The sequence below is a fragment of the Priestia sp. 53B2 genome (assembly GCF_056099005.1).
Map to the genome: position 1 here is coordinate 387,385 of NZ_JBLZXA010000030.1, position 19,571 is coordinate 406,955.

The following is a 19,571-nucleotide window of genomic DNA, read 5'->3' on the forward strand; positions in this document are numbered from 1 at the left end:
TTTTAAGATTTAATATTCATTTGTAAAAGGAAGGATTTTATGCGTATGCAAATATTGATGAAGCAGATCTATACGCTGCTCGCTGCTAATAAAACCAATGTATCCATCCGGTCTAATAACGTATAGAGCATCTTTTTGAAGCCCTGCTTTCTTCAAGTAAGGGTTCCAAGAAAACTCGTGCAAGGAGAAGTCTTTTTCTTGCATGCTCTTTTTTAGCTTCTCTGCTGCTGTTCCATAGACATGTATTTGCCAGTTTAAAGACTGTAAAGATTCAAAATTCCCTTCTACATAAGGTAATCGATCACCACTTTGCACATTTGTCCCTTGCCCGCTGCTTAGGTCACTATTTCGATACTTAATACGGATTTGAGATAAAATCGTAAATGCTTTGTGACGGGGATAAGGGAAACGAAATAAAAAGGATAGTACAGGCGGAAAGATATGCTTTCTAAAAAATTGACTCGTTTTATCTCGTGCCACCATTCGCTTAAAAGCGCGATCAGTTGTATTTACAAGCAGCTCTGCAAAAGGCAGCCTTTCCTCTTCGTATGTATCTAATATGGAAAGTGCCGCTTTGCGTTGAAGGACAGCTGCTAATTTCCAGGAAAGGTTGATTGCATCTCCAATTCCTGTGTTCATTCCTTGTCCGCCTGCAGGACTATGAATATGGGCTGCATCTCCACTTAGAAAAATACGCCCCTGTCGGAAACGACTTGCTACTCTGTGATGGATATGATATGTCGAGAACCAATTTATACCCTCAACCTGAGCACCAAATGTTCGTTGAATAAAAGCGTGAATGTTTTCAGCTTTTACATCGTTTTGATCCCCAAAAGCTGAAGGAATAATGCCGATCATTCGATACGTTCCTTTACTTCTAACAGGCATACAAATCAAAAATTCTTCATTGCTAAATGAAATACTGATTTTTTGATCCTTCATCACTTCACCAGATCCGTGAACATCCATCACATAAAAATGCTGTTTATATTTTTCTCCTTTAAACTCTATATTCATTTGCTTGCGAACTGTACTGTGTGCTCCGTCACATCCACAAATATACTTAAAATAAGCCATTTCCTCTTGTTGGGCTTTTAATAAAGTTTTTACCCTTTCTCCGTGTTCAGCTAGAGATAGTAACTCCGTCTTCCATTCTACTTCAATCCCAAGATTTTTTAATTTTTCAAGCAGAAACCGCTCGTGGTCGTCCTGTGGAAATGTAAGAACAAAAGGAAAAGGACTTAATCCTTCTCCTAAAGATCCTAGATGAACTTTTGCTTTTATTTTATTCTTTACTCGGACGTATACATCTTCCATCTTAATCCCGCGGTCTATGACTTCATCTGCAAAGCCGAACTGCTGATAAAATTCAAGGGTTCGCGGTAAAATAGCCATTGCCCGGGAGGCTTGCCCAGGCCCGCCGCTTCTATCAATAATTCGAAAAGGAATGTTATGTCTGGCTAAATTGTAGGCCATAACGAGGCCAGTAGGGCCGGCACCAACGATTAGGATTTGTGGATTCATCATCATCTCTCCTTTTCATTCAGTTACAGTATCTTTTATATTGAGCGAGACTTCTCTTTTTTTACAGAAGCTGCAGGTAAAGCAGAAGCAAACAGAGCACACAAACTTATTAAAGAGATAAGAGCTAGAGCAGATACAGAAGGATTCCATGTCAGATGTTCTCCAAAGAAAAATAGTTTTCTTACGCCATCTACCATAAATCTCATTGGCAGCCATGGATAAATCCACTCTCTATAAAAATCAGGCATAATTTCTGGGGCCATTGAAAGCAAAGGTGCGCCAAAAAATAGAACAATAACGAAAATTGGAAGTCCCTTTAGTCCTAGCCATGAAAGTACGGCTGATATCAAGGTGAAAAAACTGAAGTAAGCAATAGCTAAGAATAGTGCTGTATCCAAGAATGAAGGAACGCTTATTCCAACTACTTCAGCCAGCCACACGAGCCCGAAACCTGCAGCTAAAGCAAGTATAACCCCGATGATTACGAATCCTACTTGGTTAATGATTTTCTCTTTACGAGAAGAAAACGTGATTTTTTGAATGCTGAGGAAGACCATTGCAGCACCGGCTATACTTGCCATCCACAGCGGCTGAAATAATGAAACGGGTGCATTTCCGTTGACACTATGAGTCCCTGTTTCGTTTACGTTTATCACTGTCTTTTGAATCGGTGCAGCGAGTGCTAATGCTTGGTTTGCACTTAGTTGCGTTCCGTTTTGTTCAAATCTTTTCACTAGCTGCAAGCGCATATTTTCATTCATTTTATCAACTGCCCCGTTTAGCACTTGACTTGCTAGGGTTGAAGCAGCTGTATTCATTCCTTGATTCACTAATAATTTAATAGCAGGTGCATCAGGCTGAGCCGTCTGAAGAGTCGCCTGTTTTTTGGTGAAATTTTTTGGAATGATGAGCGCCCCATAGTATTTTTGATTATTTAATCCTTTTTCAACTTCTTTAGTATTTGAGACAAAAATCCATTTAACTAAAGATTGTTCAGTACTTGCCCGCTTCATATTTTGTTCCATTTGATTTCCTATATTTACATTACCCTTTGCTGGAACTGTCATTCCTTTGTCAGCATTTACGAATGCGATTGGCAAATTCTTAGGTGCTGAGCTTGCCGAAGGAATTAAGGTTAGAATAAAGATAAAAATAACAGCTACTACTATAATTGGTGAAAAATATATAAGCTTTTGATTACCTAATTTCATATAGATCTCTCCTTTTTGTTTTAAGGATATACACGTTAACGAAAAGATAATGTACATGATGTTGATTAGTGATCACTATGTAAATTATAATGAATTTACCTGTATTCTCAATATGCAATAATAGCGGGAATGTCGATTACTTAACACAAAGCATATAACTGTTCATTATTAAAGAAAAAAGTAGGTGTTTAAAAGCTTTGGGGAATTCAAAAACAGATCGCAGAATTATTCGAACGAAAAGATTTATCCGAGATGCTTTGACAGAATTAATGGAAGAGAAAGGGTTTGAAGGCGTAACGGTCAGAGATCTAACACAAAAAGCGGATATTAATCGCGGAACTTTTTATTTACACTACCAAGATAAATACGATTTGCTTGAAAAAAGCGAAAATGAAGTTATTCAAGAAGTAAAAGAATTTATCAAAAAGGCAAATCCCAATGAGATCGTGTCTGCTAATTTAAAAGAACAGCCTTTGCCGTTTATTATTGCACTTTTTGAATATATTCAAGAAAATGCACGTTTTATGCAGGTTATGCTTGGTCCAAAAGGCAACCCTGGCTTTCATCTTAAAATTAAAGAAGTTATGAAAACCAATATGCTCGAAAAATTAGAGCTCATTGATAATAAAACGCCTCCGCTTGTTCCACTTGAACATTTAATGTCTTACGTAACGTCAGCACATCTTGGAGTTATTCAGCACTGGTTAGAACAAGGTATGAAGCAGTCACCGCGAGAAATGGCCCTGACACTCGCTAGCATGACTTTTTTGGGCCCTGCTTATGTTGCAGGCATTAAGCGAACATAAAAGAACCTGCTATTCTCTAAGAGAATAGCAGGTTCTTTTTATTAACCTTCTAGTAATAAAGATTCTGGATCTTCTAATAGTTCTTTAACAGTAGCTAGGAAGCTTACGGCTTCTTTGCCGTCAACGATACGGTGATCGTAAGAAAGTGCAATATACATCATCGGACGATTTTCGATGCGCTCTTCATCAATTGCTACCGGACGAAGCTGAACTTTGTGCATTCCTAAAATACCAACTTGAGGCCCGTTTAGGATTGGTGTAGACATTAATGAACCGAATACGCCGCCGTTTGTAATTGTGAACGTTCCACCTTGTAAATCTTTTAATGCTAATTTGTTGTCGCGCGCTTTTTTCGCTAAATCAACGATAGATCCTTCGATACCAGCGAATGTTTTGCGGTCAGCATCACGTACAACTGGAACAACAAGGCCGTCTGGAGCTGACACAGCAATACCGATATCATAGAATTTTTTAATTAATAACTCGTTTCCTTGAATTTCAGCATTTAATAACGGATACTTTTTAAGTGCTGCTACTACTGCCTTTGTAAAGAATGACATAAAGCCAAGTCTTACGTCGTGCTGTTCAAAGAATTTGTCTTTGCGTCGTTTGCGAAGAGCCATAACAGCAGTCATGTCTACTTCGTTAAACGTTGTTAGCATAGCCGCTGTTTGCTGAACTTCAACAAGACGTTTGGCAATTGTTTGACGACGACGTGACATACGTTCGCGTTCAACAGGTTTGTCGCTATTTTCACTTGCCGCTGGAGACGGAGATACCGGGTTAGCTGGCTTACTTGCTTGTGCCTGCTGCTTTTGCTCATTTGATTTTTTGTCTGCATACGAATCAATATCATGTTTGCGCACACGGCCAAGAGGATCAGTAGTTGGCACTTGATCTAGCTTAATCCCGCGTTCTCTTGCTGCTTTGCGAGCTGCAGGAGAAGCAATTAGCCATTGTTTTTGATTTCCTTGCTGAGGCGCTTCAGCTGCTGGCGCTACTTCTTCAACAGTTTTTTGCTGAGCTGGAGCCGCTTCTTGCTTTGGTGCTTCCTCTGCTGGTTTTTCTTGAGCTTTTGGTGCTGCTGGTGCTGAAGCTCCTTCTTTCGCTTCAAGACGTGCAATTGTTTCACCAACTTGCACTGTGTCGCCTTCGCCAGCAAGAAGTTCCGTTAGCACACCAGAGTCTTCAGCTGTAATTTCAACGTTAACTTTATCTGTTTCAAGTTCAACGATATAATCGCCTTTTTCAACGAAATCTCCTACTTGTTTTAGCCACTGTGCAACTGTTCCTTCAGAAATTGATTCTGCTAATTCCGGTACTTTAATCTCTCCCATGGTTCATTCCCCTTCCTTATCGTGTAACAACGTCGTTAGCAATTTCATTTTTAGTTAATGCATCTTGTAAAATACGTTCTTGTTCTTGTCTGTGAACTGTTGGATCTCCTTCAGCTGGACTTGAGCGTCTTGTGCGGCCGATGTAGTCAACCGTAGCTCCTTCTGGTGCTACTTCACGCAGTCGATCTTCTACATAGTTCCATGCGCCCATGTTTTCCGGCTCTTCTTGCAACCAGACAATCTCTTTTAAATTTTTATAGCGAGCAAAGATTTCAGCAATTACGCGTCTTGGGAACGGATAAATTTGTTCTAGACGAAGGACGTGTAGCCAATCTTTATCATCTTCTGCTTTGTTTAAGCGTTCCGTTAATTCACTGCTGATTTTTCCGCTGCACAGAACGATTCGTTCAACTACATCTTCTTTTTTGCCTAATCCAGGCTGTTCTACTACTAAGCGGAAAGAGCCTTTTGTAAACTCTTCAAGGTTTGACACACTAAAAGCATTACGAAGCAAACTTTTTGGTGTCATAACTACTAGCGGTCTTACTTCTTCGCGCTGTAAAATGGCAGCTTGTCGTCGAAGTAAGTGGAAATATTGTGCAGCGCTTGTTACGTTTGCGATTGTCCAGTTGTTTTCTCCAGCTAGCTGTAAATAACGTTCTAGACGAGCGCTTGAGTGTTCTGGTCCTTGACCCTCATGGCCGTGTGGCAGCAATAAGACCATTCCAGATTTTTGTCCCCACTTAGCACGGCCTGCTGCAATAAACTGATCAATAATAACTTGACCTGCATTGGCAAAATCACCGAACTGTGCTTCCCAAAGAACAAGCGTTTCAGGAGCAAATACATTATAGCCGTATTCAAATCCAAGAACGGATCCTTCTGATAATGGACTGTTACGAATATCAAAGGAAGCGCTTACGTTCTTCATTGCGTGTAGTGGTGAGTAAACATCCCCTGTCTTATGATCATGAAGAACAAGATGTCTATGTGCAAATGTACCACGTTCAGAATCTTGGCCTGTAAGACGAATTGGCGTGCCGTCTCTTAAAATCGTAGCAAATGCAAATGCTTCACCCAATGACCAATCTACGCTTTCATTTTCTTCAAACGCTTTGGCACGTTTAGATAAGATGCGATCAAGTTTTGGAAATACGTTAAATCCTTCAGGGTATTTCACTAGCTCTTGATTCACTTCAAACAGCTCTTCTTTTGTAACAGATGTATCAATATCTGAAATTCCTTTGAAGACTGCTTGTGGCATTTCCATAATTCTATGTTGCTTTTCAGCTTTTGGCGGTACTTTCTCATAAGCTGCTTTTAACTTCGCTTGTAACTCTTCATTAATTTGATCTGCTTGGCCGCTTTGAATCACGTTTTGTTCTTCAAGCTGCTTTGCATACATAGCACGAACCGTTGGACGTTTTGTCACAATTTCATACATCTTCGGCTGCGTTACAGACGGTTCATCCATTTCATTGTGGCCAAATCGACGGTATCCAATTAAATCAATCAAGAAATCTTTGTTAAAGCGTCTGCGATACTCATAAGCAAAGTAAGCAGCAGCTAAACAGGCTTCCGGATCATCCGCATTTACGTGAACAATTGGAATTTCAAACCCTTTTGCTAAGTCACTTGCATATTTCGTTGAACGAGAATCGACGCTTTCTGTTGTAAATCCAATCATGTTGTTAGCAATAATGTGGATTGTTCCACCTGTTTGATAACCAGTCAATTGATTTAAGTTCAGCGTTTCTTGTACAATACCTTCACCAGGGAACGCAGCATCTCCGTGAATTAAAATCGCGAACGATTTTTTTACATCTTGTTTTGGGTATCCATTCACATCACGCTCATCTTGAGCCGCTCTTGTAAACCCTTCCACAACCGGATTAACAAACTCCAAGTGACTAGGGTTGCTAGCCAATGTCAAACGAGCTCGAACTGTGTTCTCTGCTTTAATTTGTTTGTCGGCACCCAGGTGATATTTTACGTCTCCCGTCCAGCCGTAGTTGATACCGATTGAACCTTCTGAAGGAACTAATTCCTTGTTAGGTGCATGCTGGAATTCTGCAAAAATCATTTCATACGGCTTGCCTAATACGTGTGCCAATACATTTAAGCGTCCACGATGAGCCATACCGATATTAACCGTTTTTGGGCTTGTTTCCACTGAGCGTGCAATCAGTTCATCTACAAGTGGAATTAACATATCTACGCCTTCAATAGAAAAGCGTTTTTGTCCGACAAATGTACGGTGTAAAAATTGTTCAAAGCCTTCTACTTCTGTTAAACGCTTTAATACAGAAGTTCTTTTCTCATTTGAAAGAGGTTGGAAAATAGAACCTGACTCGACCATATCAGTCAGCCACTTATTCTCTTCCATGTTATGTACGTGATGGAATTCAAACGCAATGGTTTTTGTGTAGACATCTGTTAAATAGTTAATTGCATCTAAACCATTTTTGACGTGTGATGGCGCATTCGTACATAAAATATCAACCGGAATTGATTTTAAATCTTCTTGCGTTAAATTGTAATCTTCCAAGTGAAGCAAGACAGGATCTTTCTTCTCGCTTTCAAGAGGCTTAATTGATGCGTATAGATGACCATAAGCACGGATGTTTTCCGCTAGCTTAATAGCCGATGCAATTTTAGATGTGTTAGCTGAAGGTGCAGCCTGTGCGTATTCAGCTTGCTGAACTTGCTCACTTTCGTTTAATGGAGGAGCACCCCAATAATCAAATAATTCTTTTAACTCTGGATCTACTAGATCTGACTGCTCTTCATATAACTCATACTGTTCTAATACATAGCCATAGTTCGGACCCAAAAATCCTTGCCAAGGCTCCCCTCTATTCGACGTTTCGTTACCCATGATAAAACCCCCAACGAGTTATAATAATTGTCGTACTCAACAATCTTTCCATTTTGAATGTCGATTACCTTATCGTCTGACATCTTTACAACGAGTGATAAATCTCACTGCGTGTGTATCTGATATCTGCTTATATTTTACCACTCTTTTACTCGTCAATCAAAATGAAATCGCTATATTTCTTTAATTTTTTTTACTTTTTTAATAGTCTTACTACTTTTTGAAAGCGTTTTATAAGTAAAGCTGATTAAAGGTCGAATCAGGTGTTAATTAATTGTTATTGACCTAGCTTTTGGCAAAATTAAATTGTTTAAAATATATTTTATGGCTATTAAAAAAAAGAAGCAGCGTTTTGCTTCTTTTTTAAAACTCATCTACGATTTTTTCAACGTCTTCAAAATAACCATCATCTACTTCTGTAAGCTTGTTGCTTTTAGCCGCTTCGAGCAAATGAGTGAACCAAGTTAGTTCTACTTTCAAATGCATAATCGTGCGCATAATGATCGACAGATTTGCAATGGAATGATCCACCTTTTTAACTTGGTACAAATTTTGCATTTTTTCTAAATAAGCAGCCGTTTCCTCAATCTTTTTTTCTAAAGCAGAAGCCACTTTTTTTTGATCGACGTAAGAAGTAAATGAAAGAGCAGCATAAACTGGTCTATGCATATGCTCTTTTTTTAATAGCTGTTCAAAATAAAGGCGCTCAAATTCTTCTCTTCCTGCATCCGTGATAGAATAAACGGTCTTTTCAGGTCTGTTCGTCTCTCGAATCACATCTACTACTTTCACCAGCTGATTTTTTTCAAGCGTATCAAAAGCATAATATAAAGAGCCGCTTGCAAGTTTAATATAGTGCTTCATTTGTCTTTCATTAATGGTTTGCTGAATTTCATAAGGGTGCTTATTTCCTTCCATTAATAAACCCAATATGACTAATTTAACACTCATAACACCTTTCACCTCTTGACATGCATCTTATTTAGTAAAAAAAGCACGAACATCTTCGTGCTTTTTCTATTTTTGAGCTGCAGGTTCCTTAGCTTCTATCCGCTTTTTAGGGGGAACTTCCACTCGTTCATTTCCCATTAAAAAGACAGTAATGATAGCTACTGCAATCGGAATAAGAGCAAGCATAAATGCATACGTGATCGATGTGGACATAGCATCAACAATCTTATCTAATATTTGAGGCGGAATGCTGTTTCGGGCACTTGATTGAAAAACTGCACTCGGATCTCCTATTTGAGAAAATGCTCCTTGTGATCCATTTCCCATACCTTGAAAATTGCGCTGCAGCTCATTTGTAAATGTATTGCTTTGAATCGTTCCAAAAATCGTAACCCCCAGCGTCATTCCTAAGGAACGCGCAAATGAGTTCGTGGAGTTGGCGGAACCTCTAAACTGTGGATCCAGCTTATGCGTTGACGAAGTTGGTAAAAGAGAAAAGCTAAATCCTACGCCAAACCCAGTCAAAATCATGAATACCGTTAGCATCCAACGAGGTGTATCAGGTTCCATTGTTCCTAATAAAAACATTCCTACTGCAAATGAAAAAACGGACATAATCATTAAGTTTCGAAAGCTTGTTTTTGTAAGAAAAATCCCGCCGATAGCACTTCCTGCTACCGAGCCTAACATCATCGGAGTTAAAATTAAACCTGCATTTGTAGCAGAACCTCCATAGACAGCTTGAACGAAAATAGGAATAAATACCGTTAAAATAATAAATGTTGCTCCGTATAAGAAAGCGAGAATTTGTGATGTTGCAAATAAACGGCGTTTGAACATCCAAAATGAAATAATCGGCTCTTGCGCGCGTTTTTCCACAAAAAAGAAGAGTGATAGCGCCACAGCAAAGATAGCAAAAAGAGATAAAATTTGCGGAGAAGACCAATCGTACTCTTTCCCTCCAAGTTCAAGAGCAAACATTAAACTGACTACTGAAATTACAAGAGTGGCTGCACCAGCCCAGTCAATTTTTTGTTTTTTATGACTTGTTGATTCTTTATAAAAGCGCACAATAAAAAATAATGATAAAAGTCCAATCGGCACGTTCACATAAAACACCCAGTGCCAGCTGATGTATTCCGTAATGTATGCACCAAGAAGCGGACCAAATACGCTTGCTGAACCAAAAACGGCACCTAATAATCCCGTCATTTTCCCGCGTTTTTCAGGAGGGAAAATATCAAATACAATGGTAAAAGCAATCGGAAGAAGCGCTCCTCCTCCAATTCCTTGAATCGCCCGGTAAATACTTAGCTGCACAATGCTTTGCGCTAGGCCACACAATGCAGATCCCAGTAAAAATACCGTCAATCCAAAAATAAAAAACCGTTTACGGCCGTACATATCAGATAGTTTACCAAATATCGGCATACCTGCCATCACGGCAACCATATAGGCGGACGTAACCCAAACAAACTTATCTAACCCGCCTAGATCAGAAATGATTTTCCCCATAGCCGTCGCTACGATGGTATTATCCATGGCTGACATAAAAATACCGAGCAGCAATCCTGCTACGATAAAACGAATATTTTTTTCTGATGAAACCATTTCAGTTCCTCCTTTCGCGCCATCTTTTTGATGAACAGAAATGATAGCTACTTAAATTATTATATTCAAATTTGAGTATTTTACAATCTTAAATGTGCTTTTTTTAGAAATAAGCATAAGAAAAGCGTAATGGGTCCATTACACTTTTACTGTGAGCTGAGGCTCTAATTCAATCTCAACATTTCCTTGAATTGCTCTTGAAATCATACAGGATGTTTCTGCTTTTTTTATAAGTCGATTGATTTTTTCTTCTTGAGCCGCAAATTCAGATGTGATGATAACATGAGGTTTATGAATAATTTTTTCGTATGTGAATACACCGTTCGTCACGTCCACAATAGCTTCTGATTCCATCGTTAAAGCCTCCTGACGGATTCCGCTTCTTTCGAACATCGCTGCAAGCGTGATGATGTAGCAAGTGGCTGCTGCCCCTAGCAGCATTTCATCTGGATTTGTTCCCACTCCTGGCCCGTCCATTTCTGGTGGAATAGAAATTTTTGTTTTTAATTGTCCTGATTCAATTGTACCTACTTCATTTCGGCCTCCTGGCCAATTTGCTTGCAAATGAAAGTGATGTTTTGCCATAGTTTATCCTTCTTCCTTCTATATAATGATGTGTACCTAGCGTACCCTTTTTATGTATAAAATAAAAATGTTCTGCTTGTCACAGCAAAAAGACTGCTAAACGGTGCAGTCTTTGTTTTTTTCTTAGCTTAAAGGCACTTTCTTTTCGCTTTCAACGAAAGCTTTGATTAATGATGGCAGCCAGTCCTGCAGGTTTGTAAATGAATATCCCCAAAAGCTAGCCTTTTCATTGCTCATCGTCCAAGAATGATCTACTCCGTAAGGAGAACTATTTTCATCTGTTAAACGAGAAGTTGTTTTTGCTGTTTTATTCGCTGCTTGTTCAATATATGAAAATAAATTTTTGAGTGAAATAGTACCATTTGAACAAGCGTTAATCGGCCCTTTTAGCTTCTGTTCTGCACACCAGACTAAAAATTCACCTGCTTCTTCCTGTGAAATGAAGTTCATTTCTGCTTCAATAGCCGGTACACCAATTTCTTCTTCATGCATAATTTTTTCTACGTGAAAACGTAAGCGATCCGTATAATCGTCTTTTCCCATTACAATTGGAAAACGGACAGCCGTTACCGAAAACGGTGCTTTTTGAAAAAAAACCGCCTCAGCTTGGCGTTTTCCTTCTTGGTAGGAAATATTTTCACGGCGTGTATATGAAATAGGATACTTGTATGGATCAAAATCTTCTTCATAACACGTTTTTTCTAAAGAACCGTATACTGAAAGAGTCGAGGTGAGTACATAGTGACTCGTACTATGACGAAAAGCTTCAACAGCCACAGCTGCGCCGTGTGAAGAATAGCATATTTGATCGAAGATAACATCCCATTTTCTTCCTCGTGTTGTTTCGATTACAGAATCTTTTTCTACACGATCCAGAAAAATTCGCTCAACTCGGTCGCCGAAATCATCTGGTGTTTTACCTCGCGTTGCTAACGTAACCTTAACTCCTTTAGAGAGCAATGTCTGGACTAAATTTTTTCCAAAAAAACGAGTTCCACCTAACACAAGTGCTGTTTTCATCCTTTTCTCCACCTTTCGTATTTGATATGGATAACCATACCATTATTATCCAACTTTTTTGTTCATAAAGCTATGAATCTTTCCGCTTATTTTTTTATATTCCTACCTATTTTTTCGCCACTGTCGTGTTAAGATGTACATATCTAACAAAAAGGAGTGACAGTGATGAAGCCTTCTCCACTTCTCCTCAACGAACGCCTTGTTGTTCTTGATATTATTCGGGGCATTGCTTTGCTAGGCATTTTCTTAGTAAATATCCCTGCTTTTGCTTCTCCGATATTTATTTTTCAGCTGTACGATATTCCTTATGAATATAAAGGAATTGATATTTATATTGATTTATTCCTGCTGCTGTTTGTTCAAGGAAAATTTTTTACGATTTTTTCTTTTTTATTTGGACTTGGGTGCGGAATCTTTTTGCGTAGAGCTGAAGAAAAGCATTACTTTGCCGCTGCTTTATGGTCAAGAAGAATGGCTTCTTTGCTATTAATCGGGCTTTTTCATCTTGTCTTTTTCTGGTATGGAGACATTTTGCATGTGTATGCTGTCGGCGGTTTTTTAGTGTTGTTTTTTTATAATCGAAAAACCAAGACGATTTTGCTCTGGGCAATAGGCTTGCTATGCTTTTTTTATCTTTTGGCTTGCATGCAGTTTTTTATTCCGGTCCACGTCTTGCAGGAGGCTCAGTTGAAGTATAAGGTTTTACATGAACATGCTTTAACTCAATATTTATCCACCTACAGGCAAGCAGACTATTTATCTTGGCTGTTTTATCGTTTGAATGTTGAAGTGGTGCCTATGCTATTAAATCTACCGTTTTCTATCTTTCCCGTATTTTCTATGTTTTTATTTGGCTTATATAGCGCTAAAAAAGGATTAGTACATAGTATCGAACAAAATCGTTCTTTTTTTAAGAAAATTCAGTTAATAACGGGCGCAGCAGGTTTTACTTTAACTATCATTCTTGCTATCTTAAAACTAGAAATTTTAAAATATGGACTTTATCAGCAGGCAGCCATTCACCTTTTTACAAGTTTGAGCGGCATTTTTCTATGTTTTTTTTATCTTACCACCTTACTGTTATTCCTGCAATTTTCTCCTTACGCTTCGATGCTGGGTCTTTTTAAGTATAGTGGAACAATGGCATTAACAACTTACCTTAGCCAAACTTTAATTTGCCTGTGGATGGTTCGAGCCTTTGGTTTATACGGAATTCTTACCTTAACAGAAAGCACGATTATTTGTCTCATTATATATACACTCCAGCTTTTTTTAAATAAGTGGTGGCTTTATTATTTCTATTACGGTCCGTGTGAATGGTTATGGCGGAGCTTTACATACCGATCTTTCCGGCCTCTCAGACGGAATAGAAAAGCTTCAGCTTAACAGCAAATCGGCCTTCAAGTTTGAAAGCCGATTTGTCTCCTTTACTGCAAAGGCGGTATGGTTATTCGTTTAATTCCATTTGTCTCAAACTCTCGTATATAATCCATTTCTCGATGGAAAATTTGCATAAAAACTTCATTTTTTATTTCTTTAATGGGTCCTATTTGTTCTATTACATCTCGTTTAGCCATGCGATAGGCTAGCGCTTCCCAAAACACTTCGTTATCGTATTCTCCAATAATATCTTGAAGAGAATCTTCATGTTCTTCTGTAAACATAACCTCACTGTTTAGCATGTGAAAAGGTCCTTTTTCAAGGAAAGGCTCTGCGTGAGAAAACATTTGTTTTTCTACATCCGTATATTCTTGGGCATGCTCATCTTCCACTCCAGAACATGCTGTGACCATCCAGTTACCTAAATAAATTAAATTAAGCAGTTGAAAAAAGTGCGTTTCAGATAGTTGAAGTTCAATATCGTTTTTTACAGGAGCTTTTGACATAAGCGCGGATCTCTCCTTTAATTTTGAGGGTAGTTGCTACTAAATAAAATAGCTAAAAGGGTTAGTATGCAGGCTAGCAGGAAAACTGAAGAAATAGCTTCACCTCTTTTCTGTACTGTAAAAATAGAGGTACTGACCTCCAAAGAAGTGAATACGAAGGGTGTAAACTTATCATAATCGAAATAAAGACAAAATACAAGACTTTTTTACTAAATTTTCTGACTATTTTCATCATAAATACCTATTGTTGTTTTGTTTATACTAGAAAGGTCCGAAAATTGTATGCGGAGCTGCTCAAAATAAAAAAGCGCTGAACCAGGCGCTTTAACGGTGTAAAAAAATAGATAAACCAATAAAAAAAGCAGCTAAAATAAAATCAAAAATCCATTGCCACTTCTCACGTTTTAACAATACGTGCTCTACCCCTGATAATAGCGAACTTATACTAACCAAAACAAAAATAAAGCTTAATTGGTTAAACGAAAATTTAGTGACAAAATTTGATACAAGTATGACTGCTACGGTGATGAACAGTGCCATTTGACTTATAAGTACCCATTTAATTCTCTGTTTATATCCGTCTTTTAAAGCTTGTAATAAATCGTTGCTGATCACTCTCGCTAAACCCCTTTTGTATTCCTATCGTCAAAAGTAAGAACGCAGCAAAAAACGCTTATCTGCATCTTAACTACTTAGCAAAACTAGCTATTAAATCGAAACATAAATATCAACTTGACTGTACTCAGGATCAATACAGCGTTCATCATATAATTCAAAATCTATTTTATAAGCACGATGATTTTTTTTAGCCCACTCCCGAATATAAGCCCAAGCTTCTACGACTACCTGTCTAGCTGGCCCAACAGCTGTTGTAAACACCATGTATTCACCTTCTGGGATGATGAACTCTCTCATATCATCTTTCAGTTCGCCGCCGGGTAAAACTTCATATCCGAGAGCAAATGTAAAATCCATTTTTTGATTGTATTCAAATTCTGTATAAAGAGCAAATGTATTACCATTTACTTTATTGGCGATTTTATTAGCTAACTGTTGTTTATAAAAAGTCTGCCAGTGCTCGGGAATAAGACCTGTGCCCGTTTCTTCCACAGGTTCATCTGTTCGAATAGGCACTCCTACAACAGTAAATTCATTTACCTTGACTACTTTTTGACTTACAACTAAGTCAGTCAACATATTGAGCCCCCTTAATTCTTCTTTTTCTGTAGTTACAATGAGGGAAATACTTCTTAATATGCATTTTATTTGTATTCAAAGAAAACGTCAACCTTTTATGCAAATCCCTTAACGAAGGGGCTGAAGATCTTTCTTCTAAGCTATAAAAAAACGATTCTATTTTCTTTGTAAACATCATACGTATAAGATACCCCTAATTTACAATAGAGTGAGGTAAAAAAATGAAGATCATTGAACTTGCCGAATTCATTAAAACAAGTAAAAAAACAACTAAACTTGCTCTTTCCTCTTCTACAGTACAGTATACATTAGAAACAGATGATTTGAAAATTGAATTAAAAACAGGCGGCACGAATAAGCGAATCGTGTTTTTTCGCATCTTCTTAAAAGGAACATACAAGGATTGGATTTGTTATCACCGGAACGAACATCATATTTACGAATTGTATCAAAATATTTCTTTATCCCCTCAACTGCAAAAGCAGCTTTTGTACGCTATTGCATCATAAAAGAGCTGGCTTAGTTAGCCAGCTCTTTTTATTTATGCTGTAGTTTTGTGATTGGATGTTTGTGCGGCTTCACATGTAATTTTTCCTTTGTCCATTGAATTCCTCTATATAAATAGTACGAGCACCAAAAAACTGCTGGAACGATAAGTACGTAGGCAACGACACTATTCGTAAAGAAAGAAGAATCTATAGAACGAAGCAATCGATAAGTCTCATTTAATATACATATATGCACTACATAAATGCCAACTGAATTTTTCCCAACCTTTGAAAAAAACGAGTTTTTGCCAAGACTTGGACTGCTCAATACGAATAAAAACAATGATGCCGATAAAAAAATCGTAGAAATAAAATAGTCTCCGGGCTTGCTGTGCTGGATATTAACCAACCAGTAACGCTCGACGATCTCTAACGCTGAAAACACAAAAAAGCTGGCTAAATAAATCATTGGCCTTGCGTTTAATACTGACAGAATTTGCTTACCATAAAGGGCAAACATAGCTCCTAATACTGTATAGAACAAACCAAAGAACAGGGCATCTCTCGTTTGAAAAGAAAGTGGAAAAAATAAAGAATAAGACTGCCCAAATAACCCAGTTACATATAATACGGTGCTGATAAGCATTAATAAGCCAATCTTTTTCCATCTTTGAAATAAGAAAACGATGACAACAGCCCAAATTAATGCAATCAAGTACCAAAGCTGAAATCCACTTGTGTCACTTCCATAATAAAAGATGTCTTTGAATGTGATGGATGATGTTAAATAATCAGCTACTGCACCTTTTCGTTCTGCTAATGTTCCGTGGTTCTGAAATAAGCGCATAACTACACCAAACAATAAATAAAAGACGAACCAACATGCGTAAAGCTTTGAAATATTCCACGTGTATTTTTTTAAGTATGCAGAAGGCTTTGGATGTTTTTGAATTTTATTCATAAACAAATATCCTGATACCATAAAGAAAAAAGGAACCGCGAATCGTGCAAATGTGTCAACAATGACATCTAGCACATTTTCCTGGTTCCCTAAAAAGAAATCGTCATGTGATGGGTTAACATGAATACAAACCACAAACACTGTAGCAAAAAACTTAATAAAATCAATTGAATAATTACGTTCCATCTTGTTGTCAGCTCCTTAAAATAAACTCGAGCTCTATTTTAGCATAATTATCCAACCGAAAAAGAGATTTTGGTAAAATTAACCTTATAGTCATGGAGAAATTTTCTTAACTTCCAATATTCTAGTCTTGTTTACTTGTATGATGTCTTTCAATATTCCAAATAAATGATTCTAAAGAACTACAAAATAAAAAACAGATTACGCGTAACCTGTTTTTTAAATTAACATTTTCCATGCAAACTTATTATCTTGTTTAATATCGACTTCTTTTTCATGCAAAGCCTGCACATGCTGTTTAATTTGTTTGAGAAACAGCATTACTTCCCCGCTTGATACGGCAGCTGAGTTGAGAGACAACGAATGTTTTTTAGCAATTTTTAATTCTTCGGTTTCCACTGAAATACTCACGTGGCGAAATAAGTGCCAAGGGTAGTAAACTGTTTTAAAAGATTTTGAGAAATAAATTCCTTTAGAACAAACGGTAATCCCTTCGGTTTTTTGAAGAGGATATGTATTTAAATGAGCTACAATTTTTTCTTTAGCAGGTAAATAGAGCCTGTTTCGCATCTCTTTTTCAACTTCTTCACATAGTTGTCCTTCTACCGACAACACATCTTTTGGATCAGGGGTTTGATGAATTTGAAAAGATGAACAAATAGAAGTTAATTCTTTTGAGGATACACACGGATATATATAGTCTTGACACATATATTCATGGGAATGAGTGCGAATAAATTTCTTGATTTTTTTTAATAGAGATACTAGCTTTCTAGCTGAGTAATCGTTTTGATTGACTTGAAATTTCTCCACGTCATTAAAACAAATCATTTCTTCTTTTCGAATGGTAATGGATTGAATGTTAGCGAACTCTTCCCATAACATTTTTCCTTTTTTCATCCCTCTGCTTTTCCAGTAAATCCCCTTATTTGTAAAGCAAATTCCCCTTTTATCTAGGCCTGCTATAAAAGAGCTGTGTAAATATGCAATTATTTTTTCTTGAGGCTGAAACTGAAAGTATTTGCTAGCCATTTTTTTGTAGAAACTAGGTATTTGCATTACATAAAATTGACTTTCTCTATAGATTAAGCATAAGTCAGTCAAATAATTAGTTTTCAGCGTCGCCACGCTCTCACTTCCTTTTTGAGTGTAAATAACCGTACCCATTTTTTTCTATTACTTTATAAACGTTTTTTAATGAAAAAAGTTTCAACTTTTTTTGTTTTTTATAAAAAAGCTTTAAATTGAATCATTTCTTTCATCTAGGAGGTTACCTAATTACTCACTTATTCAATAATCTTATTTTAAACGTTCCCTACTTAATTAAGAAACTAAACCAGATAATAGCAATGCTTACCTGCTTTATCCAAATCATCCTTTGTGAACAAAAACAAACCGCAGCGTTAAAACGCGATGCGGTTTGTTTTTTTAAGCTAAATAAGCTTCTTTTATTTTTTCATTATGAATTAATTCCGAGCCTTTCCCTTGCAGAATAATTTCTCCCGTTTGAATCACATAGCCTCGGTGCGCGATTTGCAGTGCTTGATAAGCGTTTTGTTCAACGAGTAAAATGGTCATTCCGCTTTTATTTAATTCCATAATGATTTCAAATATTTGTTCTACAATGATAGGAGCAAGCCCCATAGAAGGTTCATCTAGCATAAGCATAGAAGGATTCATCATAAGCGCTCGCCCGATAGCTAGCATTTGCTGTTCACCGCCACTCATCGTTCCTCCTTTTTGAGTCAATCTTTCTTTTAACCTTGGAAAATATGTGAGTACTCTAGTCATATTTTCTTCTATTACTTTTTTATTAGAAAGTGAAAATGCTCCGATAGTTAAATTTTCTTTTACTGTCATCTTAGGAAAGATCTTTCTTCCTTCTGGTACATGAGCTATTCCTAAGCGGGCCGTTTGGTGAGGAGGGAATTTCGTGATGTAGGTGCCTTTATACATGATACTACCTGCTTTGACAGGAGCTTGACCGCTAATGGACTTTAATGTGGTAGATTTTCCGGCTCCATTGCTTCCAATAAGAGTCACAATTTCTCCTTCTTCTACATCAAACGTTATTCCTTTAAGTGCTTGAATTCCTCCATAAAAGGTATCAATTTCAGTTAACTTTAATAGAGTCATGTGCTTTTCTCCTTTCTTTCTATCTCCTCTGCCGCTCCTTTTCCTAAATAGGCTTCGATCACTTTTGGGTGTGTACGGATATGTTCAGCGTTTCCTTCTGCAATTTTTATTCCATGATCTAATACAATAATATGATCAGAAATTTCCATGACAAGCTTCATGTCATGCTCAATTAATAAAATGGTTATTTCCCGGTCTTTTCGTATCGTGTGAATAAGATCCGTCAGCTCTTTTGTTTCACGCGGATTCATACCAGCAGCCGGTTCGTCTAATAATAACAGTGAGGGTCTAGTAGCTAACGCTCTGGCAATTTCGAGTCGGCGCTGCGCTCCATATGATAAGTTATTGGCTACTTCGTTATATAAAGCTTCTAGCCCAACGTATTCTAACAGCTTATACGCTTCTTTTTTAGCTGCTTTTTCCGCTCTTCTTGCTCGAGGTAAATTCAACAGCGTTTCAAAAGTGGTTGCTTTCAAATGGTTGTGCATCCCAACTAACACATTTTCTAAAACCGTTATATTACTAAATAACCTGATGTTTTGAAATGTCCGAGAAATCCCTTGTTTTGATACACTGTGAGGTTTTAGTCCTGTTATAGATTGACCATTTAACATAATATCACCTGAGGTTGGCTGATAAACACCTGTCACCATATTAAAAAATGTAGTCTTCCCAGCGCCGTTTGGTCCTATTACAGCAGTTGTTGAATTTTTTTGAATATCCATTGTTACGTCTTGATTGGCAACTAAACCGCCAAAGGTCTTGGTTACATTTTTCACTTCTAAAATAGACAATTT

Annotated in this window: 18 protein-coding genes; 3 read left to right on the forward strand and 15 right to left on the reverse strand. The window is 37.5% G+C overall.

The features are described from left to right. Window positions 1-9: 9 nt before the first annotated feature. Window positions 10-1,524, reverse strand: a complete 1,515-nt coding sequence (locus ACN6NE_RS26680; RefSeq protein WP_240702727.1) for an FAD-dependent monooxygenase — start codon at window positions 1,522-1,524, stop codon at window positions 10-12. A gap of 35 nt (window positions 1,525-1,559) precedes the next feature. After that, the gene (locus ACN6NE_RS26685) at window positions 1,560-2,735 is read right to left on the reverse strand and encodes a YhgE/Pip domain-containing protein (RefSeq protein WP_474328290.1); all 1,176 of its coding nucleotides are present in this window, start codon (window positions 2,733-2,735) and stop codon (window positions 1,560-1,562) included. A 197-nt stretch (window positions 2,736-2,932) separates the two neighbouring features. Here ACN6NE_RS26685 and ACN6NE_RS26690 point away from each other — a divergent pair, with 197 nt between their 5' ends. Continuing rightward, window positions 2,933-3,541, forward strand: a complete 609-nt coding sequence (locus ACN6NE_RS26690; RefSeq protein WP_129710334.1) for a TetR/AcrR family transcriptional regulator — start codon at window positions 2,933-2,935, stop codon at window positions 3,539-3,541. Between the two features lie 41 nt (window positions 3,542-3,582). Here the strand turns inward: ACN6NE_RS26690 and odhB are convergent, their stop codons facing one another. The 6 genes from odhB to ACN6NE_RS26720 form a co-directional block, all read right to left on the reverse strand. Further along, window positions 3,583-4,878: a 2-oxoglutarate dehydrogenase complex dihydrolipoyllysine-residue succinyltransferase gene (gene odhB / locus ACN6NE_RS26695; protein ID WP_474328292.1), complete on the reverse strand. Its 1,296-nt coding sequence runs from the start codon at window positions 4,876-4,878 to the stop codon at window positions 3,583-3,585. A gap of 16 nt (window positions 4,879-4,894) precedes the next feature. Then, window positions 4,895-7,756: a 2-oxoglutarate dehydrogenase E1 component gene (gene sucA / locus ACN6NE_RS26700; RefSeq protein WP_129710336.1), complete on the reverse strand. Its 2,862-nt coding sequence runs from the start codon at window positions 7,754-7,756 to the stop codon at window positions 4,895-4,897. 363 nt (window positions 7,757-8,119) lie between these two features. After that, entirely contained in the window at window positions 8,120-8,707 is a 588-nt protein-coding gene (locus ACN6NE_RS26705) for a PadR family transcriptional regulator (protein ID WP_129710338.1), read from the reverse strand. A 66-nt stretch (window positions 8,708-8,773) separates the two neighbouring features. Then, window positions 8,774-10,318, reverse strand: coding sequence for an MDR family MFS transporter (locus ACN6NE_RS26710; RefSeq protein ID WP_474328295.1), 1,545 nt, complete (start codon window positions 10,316-10,318; stop codon window positions 8,774-8,776). A gap of 138 nt (window positions 10,319-10,456) precedes the next feature. Beyond that, window positions 10,457-10,903 carry an OsmC family protein gene (locus ACN6NE_RS26715; protein WP_129710340.1) on the reverse strand — a complete coding sequence of 149 codons (447 nt, stop codon included), beginning with the start codon at window positions 10,901-10,903 and terminating at the stop codon, window positions 10,457-10,459. Window positions 10,904-11,026: 123 nt separating this feature from the next. Beyond that, window positions 11,027-11,923 (reverse strand): NAD-dependent epimerase/dehydratase family protein, encoded by an 897-nt coding sequence (locus ACN6NE_RS26720; protein WP_025751263.1) that lies wholly within the window; start codon window positions 11,921-11,923, stop codon window positions 11,027-11,029. A gap of 165 nt (window positions 11,924-12,088) precedes the next feature. Here ACN6NE_RS26720 and ACN6NE_RS26725 point away from each other — a divergent pair, with 165 nt between their 5' ends. Next, window positions 12,089-13,309, forward strand: a complete 1,221-nt coding sequence (locus ACN6NE_RS26725) for a DUF418 domain-containing protein (RefSeq protein ID WP_474328298.1) — start codon at window positions 12,089-12,091, stop codon at window positions 13,307-13,309. A gap of 41 nt (window positions 13,310-13,350) precedes the next feature. On the opposite strand, the gene ACN6NE_RS26730 is transcribed toward ACN6NE_RS26725, so the two are convergent. The 3 genes from ACN6NE_RS26730 to ACN6NE_RS26740 all read right to left on the reverse strand — a co-directional run bounded on the left by ACN6NE_RS26730 (window position 13,351) and on the right by ACN6NE_RS26740 (window position 15,006). After that, window positions 13,351-13,809 (reverse strand): hypothetical protein, encoded by a 459-nt coding sequence (locus ACN6NE_RS26730; RefSeq protein WP_474328300.1) that lies wholly within the window; start codon window positions 13,807-13,809, stop codon window positions 13,351-13,353. Window positions 13,810-14,133: 324 nt separating this feature from the next. Further along, window positions 14,134-14,424 (reverse strand): hypothetical protein, encoded by a 291-nt coding sequence (locus ACN6NE_RS26735; protein ID WP_013057601.1) that lies wholly within the window; start codon window positions 14,422-14,424, stop codon window positions 14,134-14,136. Between the two features lie 93 nt (window positions 14,425-14,517). After that, on the reverse strand, window positions 14,518-15,006 hold the full coding sequence (locus ACN6NE_RS26740; protein ID WP_013057602.1) for a GyrI-like domain-containing protein: 489 nt from the start codon (window positions 15,004-15,006) through the stop codon (window positions 14,518-14,520). A gap of 221 nt (window positions 15,007-15,227) precedes the next feature. Between ACN6NE_RS26740 and ACN6NE_RS26745 the strand changes: the two genes are divergently transcribed. Next, complete coding sequence (locus ACN6NE_RS26745; RefSeq protein ID WP_028409073.1) at window positions 15,228-15,515, forward strand: hypothetical protein; 288 nt, start codon at window positions 15,228-15,230, stop codon at window positions 15,513-15,515. Window positions 15,516-15,543: 28 nt separating this feature from the next. On the opposite strand, the gene ACN6NE_RS26750 is transcribed toward ACN6NE_RS26745, so the two are convergent. From ACN6NE_RS26750 to ACN6NE_RS26765, 4 genes are all read right to left on the reverse strand, one after another. Further along, entirely contained in the window at window positions 15,544-16,641 is a 1,098-nt protein-coding gene (locus ACN6NE_RS26750; RefSeq protein ID WP_474328303.1) for an acyltransferase, read from the reverse strand. Between the two features lie 216 nt (window positions 16,642-16,857). Continuing rightward, window positions 16,858-17,538: a hypothetical protein gene (locus ACN6NE_RS26755; RefSeq protein WP_227257185.1), complete on the reverse strand. Its 681-nt coding sequence runs from the start codon at window positions 17,536-17,538 to the stop codon at window positions 16,858-16,860. A gap of 528 nt (window positions 17,539-18,066) precedes the next feature. Then, entirely contained in the window at window positions 18,067-18,774 is a 708-nt protein-coding gene (locus tag ACN6NE_RS26760; RefSeq protein WP_129710350.1) for an ABC transporter ATP-binding protein, read from the reverse strand. Beyond that, window positions 18,771-19,568: an ABC transporter ATP-binding protein gene (locus ACN6NE_RS26765; RefSeq protein ID WP_474328306.1), complete on the reverse strand. Its 798-nt coding sequence runs from the start codon at window positions 19,566-19,568 to the stop codon at window positions 18,771-18,773. The genes ACN6NE_RS26760 and ACN6NE_RS26765 overlap by 4 nt, the downstream gene beginning before the upstream one ends. Window positions 19,569-19,571: the final 3 nt, after the last annotated feature.

What these genes read in the sequence shown, in the direction of transcription:
- ACN6NE_RS26680 (WP_240702727.1), bottom strand. Translation starts at nt 1,524, where the DNA reads ATGAATCCACAAATCCTAATCGTTGGTGCCGGCCCTACTGGCCTCGTT.
- ACN6NE_RS26685 (WP_474328290.1), bottom strand. Translation starts at nt 2,735, where the DNA reads ATGAAATTAGGTAATCAAAAGCTTATATATTTTTCACCAATTATAGTA.
- odhB (WP_474328292.1), bottom strand. Translation starts at nt 4,878, where the DNA reads ATGGGAGAGATTAAAGTACCGGAATTAGCAGAATCAATTTCTGAAGGA.
- sucA (WP_129710336.1), bottom strand. Translation starts at nt 7,756, where the DNA reads ATGGGTAACGAAACGTCGAATAGAGGGGAGCCTTGGCAAGGATTTTTG.
- ACN6NE_RS26705 (WP_129710338.1), bottom strand. Translation starts at nt 8,707, where the DNA reads ATGAGTGTTAAATTAGTCATATTGGGTTTATTAATGGAAGGAAATAAG.
- ACN6NE_RS26710 (WP_474328295.1), bottom strand. Translation starts at nt 10,318, where the DNA reads ATGGTTTCATCAGAAAAAAATATTCGTTTTATCGTAGCAGGATTGCTG.
- ACN6NE_RS26715 (WP_129710340.1), bottom strand. Translation starts at nt 10,903, where the DNA reads ATGGCAAAACATCACTTTCATTTGCAAGCAAATTGGCCAGGAGGCCGA.
- ACN6NE_RS26720 (WP_025751263.1), bottom strand. Translation starts at nt 11,923, where the DNA reads ATGAAAACAGCACTTGTGTTAGGTGGAACTCGTTTTTTTGGAAAAAAT.
- ACN6NE_RS26725 (WP_474328298.1), top strand. Translation starts at nt 12,089, where the DNA reads ATGAAGCCTTCTCCACTTCTCCTCAACGAACGCCTTGTTGTTCTTGAT.
- ACN6NE_RS26730 (WP_474328300.1), bottom strand. Translation starts at nt 13,809, where the DNA reads ATGTCAAAAGCTCCTGTAAAAAACGATATTGAACTTCAACTATCTGAA.
- ACN6NE_RS26740 (WP_013057602.1), bottom strand. Translation starts at nt 15,006, where the DNA reads ATGTTGACTGACTTAGTTGTAAGTCAAAAAGTAGTCAAGGTAAATGAA.
- ACN6NE_RS26745 (WP_028409073.1), top strand. Translation starts at nt 15,228, where the DNA reads ATGAAGATCATTGAACTTGCCGAATTCATTAAAACAAGTAAAAAAACA.
- ACN6NE_RS26750 (WP_474328303.1), bottom strand. Translation starts at nt 16,641, where the DNA reads ATGGAACGTAATTATTCAATTGATTTTATTAAGTTTTTTGCTACAGTG.
- ACN6NE_RS26755 (WP_227257185.1), bottom strand. Translation starts at nt 17,538, where the DNA reads ATGAAAAAAGGAAAAATGTTATGGGAAGAGTTCGCTAACATTCAATCC.
- ACN6NE_RS26760 (WP_129710350.1), bottom strand. Translation starts at nt 18,774, where the DNA reads ATGACTCTATTAAAGTTAACTGAAATTGATACCTTTTATGGAGGAATT.